Raw genomic sequence first — 16,272 nt, forward strand, 5'->3', positions numbered from 1 at the left:
AATGCTTTTTGGGCTTGCAGACAGCTAGGCTGTATGGCCGGGGTCGTCATTTTGCGGCGTCTTCTTTTCCCGCTCCGGCGTAATCCGGAACGGGAATGGTTGTCCCGGAACTCCGCGCGGGCCCAGCTTTTCCTGCTGCATGTCGTCCTCCGTGCGAAGATCGTCATCGTCCTGAATGATCGGTTCTCTGGCCATCTCGCACCTGTTGCTCCCGGACCGGCTATCTGTTGCCCTCGCCTGGAGGGCGGTCGAGGCTGCTTATCAACAGGGAGCGGCCCTGCCGGTTCCAAATCCGGCAGGGCCGCGTGGTCAAGCGGGCGCCGCCCCCTGAGAAAGCGCCAAGGGGCACCGCTGATGTGGCCGAGGGCACCTTCTGATTGATTTTGTGAGGCGGCTTGCCGAAATCTCGGGAACAGGGTGAAGGATCGCGAATTTAGCTCCCATGCAGTTCGCCGCGCACCACTACCGACCCGTGTCAAGGACCCTGGAAGAAACGCCAGAAGGCGTGTGGTTTGCCATGACCGGCCAGCAGGACAGGCGCATCCGCTGCCTGGTCGAGCGCTCGGCATGGCAGGCAAGAACCATGGTCGAGCAACCGATGGCTGACGCGGTTCGGGAGAACTGGAACGCGATCACCGCGCTGGCGTCTCAGAAGTTGCTGCTGGCCGAACCCGCGCCGCCGCTCGAACTTCACCTGACAGCAGACGACCTGTTCAACATTCCCTGGCGGGAACGTGAGGACAGATGAGGTCGCGGGCTTCCTGAGGGGGCTGATCTCTCGTCGGTGAAAGGCCGCTCATCGTTCATGGTTTGTAAACTTCAGCTCAGAAGCTAGTCTTCGCTTGCGGACAAATCACCGCTGGGTTGGGGGCGATGCATGAAGCTGCCGTTGTCGGGTGGATGCCAATGCGGAAATGTCCGCTACGAGGTGAGGGCAGAGCCGCTGTCTGTATATGTGTGCCACTGCACGGAGTGCCAGCGGCAGTCCGGCAGCGCCTTCGCCATGTCGATGATCGTGCCGCGACCGGCGCTTGTCGTTTTATCGGGCAATCCACAACGATGGTCGCGAACGACCGAGCGCGGCAATGTGCTGGATGGGGATTTTTGTCCAACCTGCGGGACGCGCCTGGCCCATTATCCGCACATCAATGAGCGGGTCGCGATCTTGAAGCCCGGCACACTCGACGACACGCGATGGCTGCTTCCGGTCGGCCATATCTGGACGCGCAGCGCGCAGCCTTGGGTGCATATCCCGCAAGACAGCGTCATTTTCGAAGAGCACCCGGATGTTGGACGGCTGATCGAAGCGTGGCGAATGCGACGCACGCCGTAGCATGTGCAAGCCGTCGCCGGGCCTCAGGGATCGGTGCAACTGATCCGCTCAGTCACCAGGGACGCCTGTGACGCTTTTTCCAGCCGCGCCGGCCGGCGCATTTCCACCAGGAAATAGAGCCCGAGTCGCGCGCCCGCAACGATCGAAACTGTCGCCAGCACCGATCCGATGGACAATGTTGACAGGCCGGTGACGCCCTGGCCGACCGAGCAGCCAAGCGCCGTGACGCCGCCGACGCCCATCATGAAGGCGCCGAGGAGACGGCGTTTCATGTCATCGGCACTGGCCGAGATTTCCCATTTGAAGGTGCCGCTCAGCTTGGCGGCAATGAACGCGCCGGTCACCACCCCGATGACGGCGCCGACCGGAAAGTCCGGCTGCAGGGCCGTCGCGAGCATGAAATAATAGAGCGTTTCGCCGAGCGAACCGACGAAGGTGAACGATTCAACGCGGCGGGAATCGAAATCATCAAAGCCGATGATGCCGGTCGCCCACCAGCCCGACACGATGATGACGCCGACGGCGGCGCCGGTGACGGCAAAGCGAAGATTGGATCGAAATCCGGTCTGGATAAGCGCGCCAATGACGATCAGGACGCCGACCGCAATGGCAGCCAGCGCGACGCCGGCCCCGGTCAGGCCGGCGATTTCCGGCAGACGCTGGGAAAATCCGTTCGGCAATTGAAGCGTGAACGGCTCCGTCACGGCGATCCGTCCGACGCCGGTCAGCCCCCGCATGGTCATCATGGCGGTGACGCCGATGACCAGAAAGCTCACCAGCGCCTTGAGGTCACCGCCGCCCAGCTGCCGCAGCGTGCCGAGGCCGCAGGTGCCGTTCAGCGCCATGCCGATTCCGAACAGCAATCCGCCGAGGATCAGCGCACCCCATTCGAGCCTGGTGCTGAGGTAGATCGAGCGCGACAGATCGAGGCCGCCCCAAAGTTCGAGCGCATGCACGCCGGCAATGGCGACGCCGATGGCAACGACCCAGCTCAGCAGGCGGCGGTTGTCATTCGCATAGGCGGCATCCTCAATGGCGCCCAGTGTGCAGAAGCGGCCGCGCCGGGCGACGAAGCCGAGCGCCACTCCCAGGCCGAAGCCCAGCAGCAGGCGAAGAACGGAGAGGGGAAAGTCTTCCATATCAGCTATCCCGGATCGGCCGTGCGCTCAGCGCCTGCGCCGTGGTTCACAAAAGGCGTCATGCAAAGCTTCGATCACCTGCCGCACTTCCGGCCGCGAGAGCGAATAGAAGATGTTTTTTCCGTCCCGGCGCGCCTCCACCAGCCTGTCGGCCCGCAGGCGCGCCAATTGCTGGGACACAGCCGGTTGACGCAGCGACAGGGTCTGCTCGATCTCGGTGACGGATTTCTCACCCTCGACCAGCAGGCAAAGAATCACGAGCCGCGCCTCATGTGAGAGGGCCTTGAGAAATTCGCTGGCTTCCCGGGCATTCTCGAGGAGCGTATCGATGTCAGGCGCCGCTTTTTTTGGCCGGCGCGAGATCGCTGCAACGCTCATTTGGGTGCTCCCCATTCATTCAGAATAAGGAATATTTAGCGCAGAGGGAGTAAAATGTTCTTCCAAGTTTAGAATTGATGTTGGAGCATTAATCTCTCCAGCAATCCCCAGAAGAAATCTTCTCCCGGATAGCCCTCGATGCGTCCCAGCTCGCGGCCGTCGTTAACCAGCACAAAGGTCGGCGTGAAACGGACCGGGCTCTTCAGCTCAATGGCTGGCTGATTGCGGCTGCCGACCTCAACATGGCGCAGGGGGGCGCGCTTGCCGACATCCGTCTTCTGGTAGATCGGGCCGATGGCGCGATCCCAGGCGGCGCAATAGGGGCAGCCGGGACTGCGGTACATGATGAGTTCTGCCGCCTGCGCGAGGGATGTATGCGCGGACAGGAAAAGCAGCGCGGCACAGAGGAAGCGGATCATGATGTGGACAAATCCGTTTAACGCGCCGTTAGACGGCGCCGGAAATATATACTAGAAAATGAATATGTTGACAGGCTAGGAAAGATGCCGCTCGAAGTTGGATTGCTGGCGAGTTTTGCCGCGGGTCTGATCTCATTCCTGTCCCCCTGCATTCTGCCGCTGATTCCCGCCTATCTGGGCTTTCTTGCCGGCACGTCGCTGGTGAATGCGCCGGCCGATGGGCGCAACGTGCGGCTCGTTGCGCGCGCCGCAGCTTTCGTGCTGGGGTTCACATGTGTTTTCATTGCACTCGGGGCAAGTGCATCGGCGGCGGGGCAGCTTGTCTCGGATCATCTGACGGTGCTCACGCAGCTTGCAGGCGTCGTCATTGTGGTGTTGGGCCTGCACGTGACGGGTGTTTTCCGCTGGAGCCCGCTGTTGCGCGAGTTGCGTTTCGACATGTCATCGAGCCCGGCCGGGCTTTTGGGCGCATTCGCGGTCGGTCTGGCCTTCGGATTCGGCTGGACGCCATGCGTTGGTCCGGTGTTGGCCTCCATTCTTCTGATGTCGGGAACGAGCGCAACGGTCGGGCAGGGAACGGCGCTGCTTGCAGCCTATGCCGCGGGCATCGGCGTTCCGTTCCTGCTGGCGGCGGCCTTCAGCGGGCCGGTCCTGCGCGCGCTCGGCGGTTTCAAACGCGTGCTGCCGGTTGTCGGAAAAGTGATGGGTATCGCGTTGATCGCGACCGGACTGCTGGTGTTCTTTGGCCTGATGCCCGCAGTCGGCAACTGGCTGCTGGACATATTTCCCGCGCTGGGCCGGATCGGTTGACCTGCGAAGAAACGAATGCGATCGGATGAAGACATGAAGAATGGCTCTTTGCTTTCGCGCCGCATGTTTGCGGCCGGCCTTGTCGGCGCGTCCGTCGCGCTTGTGGGGCGGCCTGCACAGAGCGCCGCCGTGCTCACCGAGGACGGGCTTTATAGCCAGCCCTGGTTCCTGCAGAGTCTTCTTGAACTTCAGGATGATCTTACGGCCGCGACCGAAGCGCGCAAGCGCTTTGCGATCATGTGGGAACTGCGCGGTTGTCCTTATTGCAAGGACACCCATCTGATCAATTTCGCGCGGCCGGACATCGAAGGATATGTCAAGGAGCGCTTCGACATCCTGCAGCTCAACATTATCGGCGACCGCGAAGTGACCGACTTTGACGGCGAAAAGCTGTCGGAAAAGCGACTCGCGGAGAAATACGGCGTCCGCTTCACGCCAACTTTCCAGTTTTTTCCAGAAGCGGTTGCGGGTCTCGCAGGCAGGAAGCCGCGCGACCGCGAAGTCGCGCGCGCGCAAGGCTACCTGGCCCCTGCGCAATTTCGGGCGATGTTCCGCTTTGTCGTCGAACGCGCCTATGAAAAGACCAGTTTGATAGACTTCCTCAAGGCGAATAGCTGAACGCTATCCGACTTTCAGATAGGCGAAGCCCTTGCTCTGCAATTCGGCGACCGTGGCGACGCCTGACGGAACGAATTTCAGGAAGGCATCCTTGCGCGTCTTGGCGGGATCGATCTTCTGCCGGGTATAGGTGATCTGACAGAGATAGGCCTCGACCTCGAATTTGGTCAGGCCGACAAACCGCTTGTAGATGTCCGGGTCGATCTTGTCGTTTGCCCAGGTGGTGCCGGACAGGTCCTCAAGAAAGAATTTGATGCCGGCGCCATGCGCGACGATCACGATCTTGATCCGCATCGGATCGAATTCGTAGACCGACAGGTGGTTGTTGATATTGGTCAGCATCTGCGAGAAGCGCGCAGGATCGCCGAAGTCGCAGTGATAGAGACAGGCGACGTCGGTTTCCTTCTTGAGTGAGGCGAGATCGAGCTTTCCCGGGTTGGCGAAGGCGCGCGAAGCGCCGAGCGTCGCACCGGACAGGGCAAGCGCCCCGAGGAAGCCACGTCGGCTGGTGCTGGTCATGACGACTCTCCTGAGAGCGGAACCCTGCCGCCAAGCGGCAGGGTTCATTCGTCTCCAATATACGCCACCGGCCCGCCGAGGGAGATCACTCTCCCTTGTTCACCGGGCTGTCCGGGCTCATCAGCAGCGCGACGGCGTCCTTGATCTGATCAATGGTCAGGACCTTGTTGGCGCCGAAACGAGGCATGTTCGAGCAGGGTTGGGCGACATGCGAGTTGTAGATTTTCTCGTAGGTCGCCTTGATCGCCTCCGGCTTGAATTCGCGCAGCTTGCCGTATTCCAACAGGCTCGGGCCGAGCGTGCCGTAGCTCACTTCCTTCTTTGTCAGCTGATGGCAGGCGTAGCAATTGCCGCCATTGGCGCGGCGCGGCGGATAATCGGTGAAACGCAGGCCGTAGCCGCTCTGCGCCAGCGCCTCTCCCTTTTTCCAGTCGCCCACATAGTTGCCATCGGCGGGATATTCGATGCTCGCTTTTTCCCGCGCAACGATTGCGTCGGCGGTTTTCTTGTCGGGGTTGTTCCGCGCCGCCGAGCACTGCTTCATGGTTTCGTCTTGCGTGAGCCGCGGCGCCCAGTCCTCGGGCGCAGCAGGGAAGGCAGCCTTGATCGCGGCATCGACCTTGGCGGGATCAACTCGCGTCTTTTGTTGCGCCTGTGCGGCAGCAATGCCGGTCAGCGCCACGGCGCCGATCAGGAGTGCAAGTTTCTTCATGGTCCCGTCCCCCCGTTCAGCGTTTCAGCGCGGGTGCGGAGATTTCTCCGCCTTCCGCATTCTTTGTCAGATAGGCAATGAGCGCGACGCTGACGTCGGAAGCGAGCTCAAGCTGCGGCATCCTCATCTGCCAATAGCAGTCATACATGCGGTGCTGCATGGTCATCACATGCGTCGATGAAACGCGATAGGCCGGCCATTCGCCGACGACCTTGCTCGCTTCCTTTGGATTCTCCAGATAAGGCAGCCCCTGCAGACGAATACGCAATCCTTCCGCCGCGTGGCAAGTCGCGCATGAGAAGTCGAACGGGCCGGACCGGCGGTGGAAGAGGGCATCGCCCAGCGCGACCACTTCCTTTTCCTGCGGCTTGTCGAGCTTGGCGGCAAACCTCAGTCCGTTCGATTTGCTGGCGACATAAGTCGCCATGGCGCCGAGCTCTTTCACTGGCTGGCCGCCGCCGGGATGCGGCCTCTTCACCAGATCTGCGCGGTTGAATCCCTGCAATTGCTCCATGCACCACAGGATGCGCGCCTCGACGTCCATCACCTTCTGCGCGTCGGCAAAGTAACGCGGCAGCTCCGCGAATGCGCCGTCGACCACGCCGGGTCCTTTGCCGAGATCGCATTTCTGGAGCGAGACATTCTTCGGCCCGCGCGGCGTTGACCACAATGTCTCACCGCGATCGGCGTCGAGAAGTCCGGGATTGCTCCAGGGATCTTCCTTCAGCATCTGGCGATATTTCTCGATTGCTTTCTCGGTGTCGGCGTCTTGCGCATTCGCGATCAATGCCCCGGAAACGAATGCCCCGAACGCCGCAGCAAACAGGATGTGTGCGGTTCTCACTCTCTGGTCCCTCCGCTTGAAAAAGAATCTTCTCTTTCTGTGCCAACTTTTAGTCGGACGTTGTTGTGCGATGCATCACGATGGTGAAAGTTCATCTTTTGATTTCCCATACAAAACATAGCTTTATTGGCATGGGAAGATGAGATTTGCACTCTCTCTAAATTGGGTTGCGGGACGGTGCGGGATACATTAGACAGTTATCAATAACTGAATATGTCTTGCGAGAAACGCAGGCGAAGAGGAAGCGCATTCATGCGATTGGGCCCAGATTCCCGATCAAGGACGTCTATTGGGGCTAGCCAATTGGCTGCGTTCTCACTTATGGATAAGGCAAGCCGCGCCATGCGGCTTGGATGGGCCGTGTGGGCAGGAGAGTTGACATGAAGCTAAGTTTTGACCGTCGTCAGGTTCTGACGATCGGCGTTGGTGCAGCGGCCGCAGCGGCTTTTGGTCTGCCTGTGGTGCCGGCTTATGCAAAGAACGACTCCGACGAGGTGATCGCAAAATTCACCGGCGGCAAGAAACCGACGGATGGCAAGGTGAAGCTTGATCTTCCGGAAATCGCCGAGAACGGCAACACCGTGCCGATGACCGTCTCCGTCGACAGCCCGATGACAGAGCAGTCGTATGTGACCGACGTTCTGGTCGTGACTGACGAAAATCCGCGCGCCGGCGTCGCTATGTTCCATTTTTCGCCTGCTAGCGGAGTGGCTGAAGCCAATACCCGCATCCGGCTGGCGGCTACGCAGAATGTTATCGCCGTGGCGAAGATGAACGACGGATCGTTCTTCACGGCCAAGAAGCTGGTGAAGGTGACGATAGGCGGATGCGGCGGCTGAGACGCGACGCATCTAAAACCCGTATCCGTTAGGAGTGAATATCAATGGCCGTCAAACCCCGCATCAAGCTGGACAAGAAGGAAGCGAAGAAGGGAGACCTGGTTGAAGTGAAGGCCCTGGTTTCGCACGTCATGGAAAGCGGTCAACGCAAGGACAGCGCCGGCAAGACCATTCCGCGCAAGATTTTGAACAAGTTCGTCTGCACGGTGAACGGCAAGGAAGTCTTTTCTGCCGATTTCGAACCGGCGATTTCCGCCAACCCCTACATCCAGTTCAAGTTCAAGGCGCAGGAATCGGGGCCGGTGGTTCTGACCTGGGTTGACGATGACGGTTCCAAACTCGTCGGCGAGGAAAAGATAACCGTCAACTGACGGCCGGTTTCGCTCGCATCCTGTTGTCGTTCGAAGAAGGTTGGCCACGATCCGCCGGATGCGTGGGAGGAAAGATGCTGTCCAGACGTGATTTCCTGCAGGTTGCCGCGGCGACGGCGGCTTTTTTGCCGGGTGGTTGGTCACAGGCCTTTGCGCAACAAAAGCTGACCCAGGACGAGTTGCTGCGGTTCGATCCGGTCGGGAATGTCACGCTTGTACATGTCACCGACATTCACGGCCAGTTGGTGCCGGTGCTTTTCCGGGAGCCATCGACCAATCTCGGCGTCGGCGAAGCGCAGGGGCTGGTGCCGCATCTCACCGGCAAGGCGCTTCTTGATCATTACAAGATCGCGCCGGGGTCGGCACACGCCTATGCGCTGGCGTCGGAGGACTTCACCGCCCTGGCAAAAAGCTACGGCAAGCTCGGCGGCCTCGACCGCATCGCAACAATTCTCAACGCCATTCGCGCCGAGCGCGGCGACCGCGTGGTGTTTCTCGATGGCGGCGACACCTGGCAGAACAGCTACACCTCGCTGGTCACCACGGGCCAGGATATGGTCGATTGCATGAAGCTGCTCAGACCCGACGCCATGACCGGGCATTGGGAATTCACCCTGGGCACCGAGCGCGTCAAGGAGATCACCGATCAGCTGGGATTCAAATTCCTGGCGCAGAACGTCCGGGACACCGAATGGAATGAGCCGGCCTTCGAGGCCATGACGATGCTCGAACGCGGCGGTGTGAAAATCGCCGTGATCGGGCAGGCCTTTCCCTACACTCCGATCGCCAATCCCCGCTGGATGATTCCGACCTGGTCATTCGGCATTCGCGAAGACGAATTGCGCGCCAACGTTGAGAAGGCGCGCAGGGAGGGGGCAGGACTTGTTGTTCTGCTGTCGCATAACGGCTTCGACGTCGATCGTAAGCTCGCTGCGCGCGTGAAGGGCATCGACGTCATTCTGACCGGTCATACCCACGACGCATTGCCGGACGTGGTCAAGGTCGGCAAGACGCTTCTGATTGCATCCGGCTGCCACGGCAAATTCGTGTCGCGGCTCGACCTCGATGTGCGCGGCGGCGAGGTGAAAGGCTATCGCTACAAGCTGATCCCGGTCTTCTCCGACGTCATCGTACCGGAGTCGCAAATGGCGGCGGCCATCCAGAAGGTTCGCGCCCCGCATGAAAAGATGCTGAGCGAGCGTATCGGCAAGGCGGAGTCCTTGTTGTACCGGCGCGGCAATTTCAACGGCACGCTAGACGACGTCATCTGCGACGCGCTGCTCGCCGAGCGCGATGCGGAAATCGCACTTTCGCCCGGTTTCCGTTGGGGCACATCGATCCTGCCGGGGCAGGACATCACCGTTGAGGACATCTACAACGCCACCGCCATCACCTATCCGGCCACCTATCGCATGAGCATGACGGGTGCCCGGCTGAAGGAAATTCTCGAGGATGTGGCGGACAATCTGTTCAATCCCGATCCCTATTACCAACAGGGCGGCGACATGGTCCGCGTCGGCGGCCTGTCCTACACCATCGATCCGGGGAAGAGCATCGGGAACCGGCTCTCGGATATGAAGTCGGTGCGAACCGGCAAACCCTTGGAAGCGGACAAGAATTACACCGTTGCTGGCTGGGCCAGTGTGAATGAGGGAACCGAAGGCCCGCCGATCTGGGAGGTGGTCGTGAGCCATATCCGAAAGCAGCGCGTGATCGCGCCGCAAGGCAGTGGAAATATTCAGGTGATCGGCGGCTAAAAAAATTTTGCCAAACACATGCAAAAAATCGCATAATTGAATGGTTGCATAAGCAAGAACAAGAACTCAGGGAGCCGATGATGCGTGAGCAGGAACCTTCACAAGGCGGCAAGTCGCAGTCACGGCGCGCCTTCCTCAAGGCAGGGCTTGCCACCGGCGGTACGGTCGCTTTCGGGTCATCTGCACTTGCCGGAAAGACCGGCGATCCCGCCAATCAGCCGCCGAATGTTCCTGAGTGGACGCACAGCCTGGGCGAGGGCGTCGCCGTGCGTCCCTATGGCAAACCCTCGAAGCACGAAGCCCATGTGATTCGTCGCGATGTCGAATGGCTCACGGCCTCGCGCGAGAGCTCTGTCAGCTTCACGCCGATCCATGAACTCGATGGCATCATCACGCCAAACGGGCTTGGCTTTGAGCGCCATCACTCGGGTATCGCCGAGGTTGACCCGGCCGACTATCGCCTCATCCTGCATGGACTGGTCGACAAGCCGCTGATCTTTACGCTCGACGACCTGAAGCGCATTCCGCGCGTCAGCCGTCCGTATTTCTGCGAATGCGCGGCCAACTCCGGCATGGAATGGCGCGGCGCCCAGCTTAATGGCTGTCAATACACGCACGGCATGGTCCATTGCGTAATGTATACCGGCGTTCCGCTGAAGACGCTGCTTGCGGAAGCCGGCCTCAAGCCCAACGCCAGATGGCTTCTCCTCGAGGGCGGAGATTCAGCGGCGATGACGCGCTCGCTGCCGCTGCAAAAGGCGCTGGATGATGTTCTCATTGCCTACCGCATGAACGGAGAGATGCTTTATCCCGAGCATGGTTATCCGGCCCGGGCGGTGATCCCGGGCTGGGAAGCAAACATGTGGGTCAAGTGGCTGCGCCGCATCGAGGTGGGCGACCAGCCCTGGCATCACCGCGAAGAGACATCGAAATACACAGACCTTTTGGAGAACGGGAAGGCGCGGCGCTTCACATTCGTGATGGATGCCAAATCGATCATCACCAACCCCAGCCCGCAGGCGCCGCTTAATCACAAGTCCGGATTCACCGTCCTGTCGGGAATCGCCTGGTCAGGCCGTGGCAAGATCGCGCGCGTCGATGTTTCGCTTGACGGCGGACGCAATTGGCGCCCGGCGCGAATTGACGGACCTGTGTGGGACAAGGCGCTGAGTCGTTTCTATTACGAGTTTGATTGGGACGGCCGGGAGCTTCTGCTGCAATCGCGCGCCATGGATGAGACCGGCTATGTGCAGCCGGCCAAAAGCGAATTGCGCAAGATCCGCGGCGTCAATTCAATTTATCACAACAACGGAATACAGACCTGGTATCTGCACAAGAACGGAGAGGTCGAGAATGTCGAAATTTCCTGATCTCTCCGCTGCCATTCTGCTGGCCTCACTGATCGCCGGGGTGACAGTTGCTGATGCGGGGGAGAAGACAACCGGCGTCGCAGCCCAGCAGAACTCGCCTAAGAAGATTGGTATCGGCCGCGAAGCGACCGCTGCGGAAATCGCCGGGTGGAATATCAGCGTTCGGCCGGACGGCCAGGGGCTGCCGGTTGGCCGGGGAACAGTGAAAAAGGGTGAAACCCTTTATGTCGAGCGCTGCGCAGCCTGTCATGGTGAGTTCGGCGAAAGTGCCGGCCGCTGGCCGATCCTGGCGGGCGGCGCGGGGACACTGGCGAGCCATGATCCGGTGAAGTCGATTGGCTCCTACTGGCCCTATGCAACAACGGTGATCGATTATATTCGCCGGGCGATGCCGTTTGGCGCAGCGCAAACACTGTCGAATGACGATCTGTACGCCATCACCGCCTATGTCCTGTATTTGAATGACGTCATCCAGGACGAGAATTTTGAGCTCAGCGACAAGAACTTTATAACCGTCAAACTTCCCAATCAGCCCAATTTCATCGATGATGATCGCGAGACAGCCGAAAAGGCGTTCTGGCGGAAAGATCCATGTATGAAGGACTGCTTGCCGGGAGAGCCCAGGATCACCGGACGCGCGCGGACCATCGACGTGACGCCGGAAGCCGGGAAAGGCCCGAAAGTTGAATAATGCGGATGGTCAGGGCGCAACATCTAGCCGCTGCTGCCACTGTCATGGCGCTTGCTATGCCGCTCATGACAACTTTCGTTCTCAGTGAACCGACAAAGGGCGACAAGGCCCTTGGGGAATATCTCTCGTCGGAATGCGTCACCTGCCATCAACTGAGCGGTCAGTTTAAAGGCATACCGCCCATCGTGGGCTGGCCGGAGGCGAACTTCATCGAGATCATGAAGGAGTATCGACACAAGAAAAGACCGAACCCGGTGATGCAAATGATCGCCGCACGGCTTTCGGAAGAAGAAATTGCTTCGCTTGCCCTGTATTTTGGAAGCCTCAAACCGGCGCATTAGGCTATCCAAGGTAGGCAAGTAGGGGTTCCCAAGAGGAGGAAAAATTAATGTCAACCAGTCGCAGGCAGTTTCTCAGCGGGGTCAGTTCGTGCGCGGTCGCGGCCGGCCTGTCCCGCCCGGCCATAGCGCAAGCCAAGCCGCGGCTTGTGGTGGTCGGTGGCGGGCCGGGCGGCGCGACCATTGCGAAATATGTCGCTCGCGATTCCAAAGGGGCGATCAACGTTACGCTGATCGAACCCGCGAAGGAGTTCATCACCTGCTTCCATTCCAATCTTTATCTGGGGGATTTCAGGCCGCTTGAATCCATCACCCATTCCTATTCGGGTCTGGCCAAATACGGCGTCAATGTCGTTCACGAAGCAGCCGCAACAATCAACCGCAACAGCAAGACGGTCCGCCTGGCAAGCGGTGCGACGTTGCCCTATGACCGGCTTGTGGTCGCGCCTGGCATCGACATCAAATTCGACTCTGTTCCGGGATATTCGGAAGCGGCGAGCGAGATCATGCCGCATGCCTGGAAAGCAGGCCCGCAGACCAAGCTACTCAAGAAGCAACTCGACTCGTTGAAAGACGGCGACCTGATTGTGATGGTCGCGCCGCCCAATCCCTATCGCTGTCCGCCCGGACCGTATGAGCGCGCATCCATGATGGCGCATGTGCTCAAGGGCAAGGGGCACAAGAATACGAGGATCGTCATCCTCGATCCGAAAACAAATTTTTCCAAGCAGGCCCTGTTCGCGCAAGGCTGGGAAAAACACTATCCCGGCATGGTCGAATGGCAGGATCCAAAGATGCATGGCGGCATCAAGTCCGTCGATCCCAAGAGCATGACGGTGACAACCGATCTTGCCGAATACAAGGCGCAGCTCGTGAACGTTATTCCGGCGCAAACGGCAGGCAAGATCGCGCTGAACGCTGGCCTTGCCGACAAGAGCGGCTTCTGCCCGATCAATCCCGACAATATGAAGTCCACCCTCGATGAAAATATTTATGTCGTCGGCGATGCTTGTATTGCGGGTGACATGCCCAAATCTGCCTTCTCCGCGAACAGCCAGGCCAAGGTCGCAGCCCTGATGATCCGCGGAGAACTCTCGGGCGCCAAGACGTTCCCGGCGCGCTATGTCAACACCTGCTGGAGCATGATCGAGACGGACGATACGGTGAAAGTCGGCGGTCGTTACGAGCCCAAGAACGGCAAGATTGCGGCGGTCGAAACCTTCATTTCCCAGACCGGCGAAACCGAGATGGTGCGCAAACAGACGCAGGAGGAGAATATGGGCTGGTATGCCGGCATTAGCGCCGATATTTTTTCCTGATGCAGGGAAAAGCCGGTCCAGTGCCTGACGGAATTTCGCCGCTCCCAAGGTCGCGGCCAAACCGCCGCGACTTTATCGCCGGCTTCGGGGCGGCACTGGCGGCACCGGTGGCAGTGGCGGCGCCGGTGGCGCTGGTACCGGCACTGGCGCCACGTGCGTCTCTCGCCGCCGCGCCAGCGCATCGCAAGCTCGGATCGGTCGAGATCATGATCATCAGCGACGGTACCTTGTCGGTGCCGTTGTCATTTTCGCTTCCGGAGACGCCGGGCGCGGAGGCTGCAAGCCTGCTTGCCGCGCATGGGTTGCCGGCAGACGGGAAGGTCCAGACCAATGTGACACTGGTCAGAACCGGCGATCAGGTTGTGCTGATCGATGCCGGCTCAGGCCCGAAGTTCCAGCAGACCGCAGGCAAATTGTCTGAAAATCTGGAAGCCGCCGGAATCAGCCCGGAGAAGGTCACAAAGGTCGTGTTCACGCACGGCCATGCCGATCATCTCTGGGGCGCCATCGACGATTTCGACGATGGGGAGCGGTTTCCCAATGCGACCTATGTGATCTCCGCTCCCGAATGGGACTTCTGGACCCATCCGGACACCCCCACGAAAGTTCCCGATTGGCTGAAAGGCATGGCCATCGGCAGTGCGCGCATCCTCAAGCTGATCGAAAAGAAGGTCGAACGCCGCAAGGACGGCGAGGCGGTCGCGCCGGGCTTGACTTTTGTTGCGACACCCGGCCACACGCCGGGCCATATGGCGGTGATGGTAGAAAGTGGTAAAGAGCGTCTGCTGGTCGGTGGCGACGTATTCAGCAACAACGCTGTGTCGTTTGCCAGGCCCGAGTGGCGCGTCGGGAGCGATTTCGACCGCGATTTGGGCGCGCAGACGCGCTGGCGTATGCTGGGTCAGCTGGCGTCCGATCGCATTCCGCTGATCGGGTTCCATCTGACGTGGCCCGGCCAGGGCATGGTTGAACGGAGCGGCACCGCTTTTCGTTTTATTCCCACCTGAAACAACCCTCCAAGAGAGAGCAGACGATGAAGCAAACACTTGTTGCCATGATTTTGCTTGCTGGATTAACCGCTACAGCGCAGGCCCAGGATGCTGCGGCCGGAGAAAAGGTCTTTGCGGTGTGCCGCGCCTGCCATCAGGTTGGAGAAACCGCAAAGAATGTCGTCGGCCCGAAGCTCAACGGTCTGATCGGTCGCAAGTCCGGATCAGTTGAGGGCTACAATTACAGCGAGGCCAACAAGAAATCAGGCATCACCTGGGACGAGGCGACATTCGCCGAATATATCAAGGATCCCAAGGCCAAAATTCCTGGCACCAAGATGGTCTATGCGGGGCTGAAGGATGAGAAAAAGATCAAGGATTTGACCGCTTTTCTGAAGCAGTTCGACGCCAGCGGAAAGAAACAGTAGTAAGCGTCTGAAGCTGGATCGGGTTTCACCCGCCTGCCATCCTGTGCAATAGTTTCTGAGATTGCATAAAGATGGTGCCGGGTGATGCTCGACAAGTCCGCCTATGTGCCTTACGGCCTTGATCCGATCGAAAAGGGCTCACGCGACGAAATTGCTGCGCTGCAAATCGAGCGTCTGAAACAGACGCTGCGGCAGGCCTACGACAATGTGCCGGCCTACAGGGCAAAGTTCGACCGGCATGGTGTGCATCCGGACGACTTCCGGCAGCTCGACGATCTGCGGAAATTTCCGTTCACCACCAAGCAGGATCTGCGCGAGAACTACCCCTTCGGCATGTTTGCCGTGCCGCGAGACAAGATCGTACGCATCCATGCGTCGTCCGGAACGACCGGCAAGCCGACGGTCGTCGGTTATACGCAGAGCGATATCAACACCTGGGCCGACCTGATGGCGCGTTCCATCCGCGCCTCGGGCGGGCGACCCGGCATGAAGGTGCATGTCTCCTACGGCTATGGCCTTTTCACCGGCGGGCTCGGCGCGCATTACGGTGCGGAGCGGCTTGGCTGCACGGTGATCCCGGTCTCCGGCGGCATGACCGAACGGCAGGTGCAGCTCATCCAGGATTTCGAGCCTGACATCATCATGGTTACGCCCTCTTACATGCTGGCGATCCTTGATGAATACCGCGCCAAGGGTGTCGACCCGGTGGCGAGTTCGCTGCAAATCGGGATCTTCGGGGCCGAGCCGTGGACGAACTCTATGCGTCGCGAAATTGAAACGGCGTTCGACATGGATGCCGTCGATATCTTCGGTATTTCCGAGGTGATGGGACCTGGCGTCGCCAATGAATGCGTGGAGACGAAAGACGGCCTGCATATCTGGGAAGACCATTTCTTTCCCGAAGTCATCGATCCGGCGACGGGCGAGGTGCTGCCCGATGGCGAATATGGCGAGATCGTTTTCACCTCGCTCACCAAAGAGGGCATGCCGGTGATCCGCTATCGCACCCGCGATCTGACGCGGCTTCTGCCGGGAACTGCGCGCAGCATGCGGAGGATGGAAAAAATCACCGGCCGGTCGGACGACATGATGATTGTGCGCGGCGTCAATGTCTTCCCGACGCAGATTGAGGAGCAACTTCTACGCTGTGAGGGCTTGAGCCCGCATTACCAGATCGAATTGCGGCGCGACCAGCGACTGGATGTCATGCGGCTGCTGGTGGAGGCGCGGCCTGCTCACGCCGATGAGGCTAGGCGCAACGCCCAGGCGGCGCTTCTTGCCGCCCATATCAAGAACAATATCGGCGTGACCGCCGAGGTGGTTGTCAGCGATCCGGGAAAAGTCGAGCGGTCGGTCGGAAAGGCCCGCCGTATTGTCGATCTGCGGCCCAGGGATTGA

At 59.8% G+C, this 16,272-nt stretch carries 21 protein-coding genes; 14 read left to right on the forward strand and 7 right to left on the reverse strand.

The window, feature by feature from the left end:
* Nucleotides 1-24 precede the first annotated feature (24 nt).
* A complete protein-coding gene (locus tag RO009_13265) occupies nucleotides 25-195 on the reverse strand; it encodes a hypothetical protein (GenBank protein ID MDT3685997.1) in 171 nt (56 codons plus the stop codon).
* 247 nt (nucleotides 196-442) lie between these two features.
* On the opposite strand from RO009_13265, the gene RO009_13270 reads away from it, so the two are divergent.
* Entirely contained in the window at nucleotides 443-748 is a 306-nt protein-coding gene (locus RO009_13270) for a hypothetical protein (GenBank protein ID MDT3685998.1), read from the forward strand.
* A gap of 129 nt (nucleotides 749-877) precedes the next feature.
* Nucleotides 878-1,333 (forward strand): GFA family protein, encoded by a 456-nt coding sequence (locus tag RO009_13275; protein ID MDT3685999.1) that lies wholly within the window; start codon nucleotides 878-880, stop codon nucleotides 1,331-1,333.
* 23 nt (nucleotides 1,334-1,356) lie between these two features.
* Here RO009_13275 and RO009_13280 read toward each other — a convergent pair whose 3' ends face one another.
* The 3 genes from RO009_13280 to RO009_13290 all read right to left on the reverse strand — a co-directional run bounded on the left by RO009_13280 (nucleotide 1,357) and on the right by RO009_13290 (nucleotide 3,269).
* On the reverse strand, nucleotides 1,357-2,472 hold the full coding sequence (locus tag RO009_13280; GenBank protein ID MDT3686000.1) for a YeeE/YedE family protein: 1,116 nt from the start codon (nucleotides 2,470-2,472) through the stop codon (nucleotides 1,357-1,359).
* Between the two features lie 27 nt (nucleotides 2,473-2,499).
* Nucleotides 2,500-2,850, reverse strand: coding sequence for a metalloregulator ArsR/SmtB family transcription factor (locus RO009_13285; protein MDT3686001.1), 351 nt, complete (start codon nucleotides 2,848-2,850; stop codon nucleotides 2,500-2,502).
* A gap of 68 nt (nucleotides 2,851-2,918) precedes the next feature.
* Entirely contained in the window at nucleotides 2,919-3,269 is a 351-nt protein-coding gene (locus RO009_13290) for a thioredoxin family protein (protein ID MDT3686002.1), read from the reverse strand.
* An 84-nt stretch (nucleotides 3,270-3,353) separates the two neighbouring features.
* On the opposite strand from RO009_13290, the gene RO009_13295 reads away from it, so the two are divergent.
* Complete coding sequence (locus tag RO009_13295) at nucleotides 3,354-4,079, forward strand: cytochrome c biogenesis protein CcdA (protein MDT3686003.1); 726 nt, start codon at nucleotides 3,354-3,356, stop codon at nucleotides 4,077-4,079.
* Between the two features lie 33 nt (nucleotides 4,080-4,112).
* Nucleotides 4,113-4,697 carry a thioredoxin family protein gene (locus tag RO009_13300; GenBank protein ID MDT3686004.1) on the forward strand — a complete coding sequence of 195 codons (585 nt, stop codon included), beginning with the start codon at nucleotides 4,113-4,115 and terminating at the stop codon, nucleotides 4,695-4,697.
* A 3-nt stretch (nucleotides 4,698-4,700) separates the two neighbouring features.
* Here RO009_13300 and RO009_13305 read toward each other — a convergent pair whose 3' ends face one another.
* From RO009_13305 to soxA, 3 genes are all read right to left on the reverse strand, one after another.
* Nucleotides 4,701-5,216 (reverse strand): DsrE family protein, encoded by a 516-nt coding sequence (locus RO009_13305; GenBank protein ID MDT3686005.1) that lies wholly within the window; start codon nucleotides 5,214-5,216, stop codon nucleotides 4,701-4,703.
* 85 nt (nucleotides 5,217-5,301) lie between these two features.
* Nucleotides 5,302-5,928, reverse strand: a complete 627-nt coding sequence (gene soxX / locus RO009_13310) for a sulfur oxidation c-type cytochrome SoxX (protein ID MDT3686006.1) — start codon at nucleotides 5,926-5,928, stop codon at nucleotides 5,302-5,304.
* Between the two features lie 16 nt (nucleotides 5,929-5,944).
* Nucleotides 5,945-6,772 (reverse strand): sulfur oxidation c-type cytochrome SoxA, encoded by an 828-nt coding sequence (gene soxA / locus RO009_13315; protein ID MDT3686007.1) that lies wholly within the window; start codon nucleotides 6,770-6,772, stop codon nucleotides 5,945-5,947.
* 380 nt (nucleotides 6,773-7,152) lie between these two features.
* Between soxA and soxY the strand changes: the two genes are divergently transcribed.
* From soxY to paaK, 10 genes are all read left to right on the forward strand, one after another.
* Entirely contained in the window at nucleotides 7,153-7,611 is a 459-nt protein-coding gene (soxY, locus tag RO009_13320) for a thiosulfate oxidation carrier protein SoxY (GenBank protein MDT3686008.1), read from the forward strand.
* A 44-nt stretch (nucleotides 7,612-7,655) separates the two neighbouring features.
* Nucleotides 7,656-7,982 carry a thiosulfate oxidation carrier complex protein SoxZ gene (gene soxZ, locus RO009_13325; protein ID MDT3686009.1) on the forward strand — a complete coding sequence of 109 codons (327 nt, stop codon included), beginning with the start codon at nucleotides 7,656-7,658 and terminating at the stop codon, nucleotides 7,980-7,982.
* A 74-nt stretch (nucleotides 7,983-8,056) separates the two neighbouring features.
* The gene (soxB, locus tag RO009_13330) at nucleotides 8,057-9,739 is read left to right on the forward strand and encodes a thiosulfohydrolase SoxB (protein MDT3686010.1); all 1,683 of its coding nucleotides are present in this window, start codon (nucleotides 8,057-8,059) and stop codon (nucleotides 9,737-9,739) included.
* Nucleotides 9,740-9,816: 77 nt separating this feature from the next.
* Nucleotides 9,817-11,109 (forward strand): sulfite dehydrogenase, encoded by a 1,293-nt coding sequence (gene soxC / locus RO009_13335; GenBank protein MDT3686011.1) that lies wholly within the window; start codon nucleotides 9,817-9,819, stop codon nucleotides 11,107-11,109.
* On the forward strand, nucleotides 11,093-11,800 hold the full coding sequence (locus RO009_13340; GenBank protein ID MDT3686012.1) for a cytochrome c: 708 nt from the start codon (nucleotides 11,093-11,095) through the stop codon (nucleotides 11,798-11,800). Before soxC ends, RO009_13340 begins: the two co-directional genes overlap by 17 nt.
* Nucleotides 11,800-12,141 (forward strand): hypothetical protein, encoded by a 342-nt coding sequence (locus tag RO009_13345; GenBank protein MDT3686013.1) that lies wholly within the window; start codon nucleotides 11,800-11,802, stop codon nucleotides 12,139-12,141. Before RO009_13340 ends, RO009_13345 begins: the two co-directional genes overlap by 1 nt.
* Before the next feature lie 47 nt (nucleotides 12,142-12,188).
* Nucleotides 12,189-13,457, forward strand: a complete 1,269-nt coding sequence (locus tag RO009_13350; GenBank protein ID MDT3686014.1) for an FCSD flavin-binding domain-containing protein — start codon at nucleotides 12,189-12,191, stop codon at nucleotides 13,455-13,457.
* A gap of 206 nt (nucleotides 13,458-13,663) precedes the next feature.
* On the forward strand, nucleotides 13,664-14,464 hold the full coding sequence (locus RO009_13355) for an MBL fold metallo-hydrolase (protein ID MDT3686015.1): 801 nt from the start codon (nucleotides 13,664-13,666) through the stop codon (nucleotides 14,462-14,464).
* A gap of 26 nt (nucleotides 14,465-14,490) precedes the next feature.
* A complete protein-coding gene (locus RO009_13360; protein MDT3686016.1) occupies nucleotides 14,491-14,874 on the forward strand; it encodes a cytochrome c family protein in 384 nt (127 codons plus the stop codon).
* 84 nt (nucleotides 14,875-14,958) lie between these two features.
* Nucleotides 14,959-16,272, forward strand: a complete 1,314-nt coding sequence (gene paaK / locus RO009_13365; protein ID MDT3686017.1) for a phenylacetate--CoA ligase PaaK — start codon at nucleotides 14,959-14,961, stop codon at nucleotides 16,270-16,272.

The organism is Pseudorhodoplanes sp. (genome assembly GCA_032027085.1).
Taxonomy (GTDB): domain Bacteria; phylum Pseudomonadota; class Alphaproteobacteria; order Rhizobiales; family Xanthobacteraceae; genus Pseudorhodoplanes.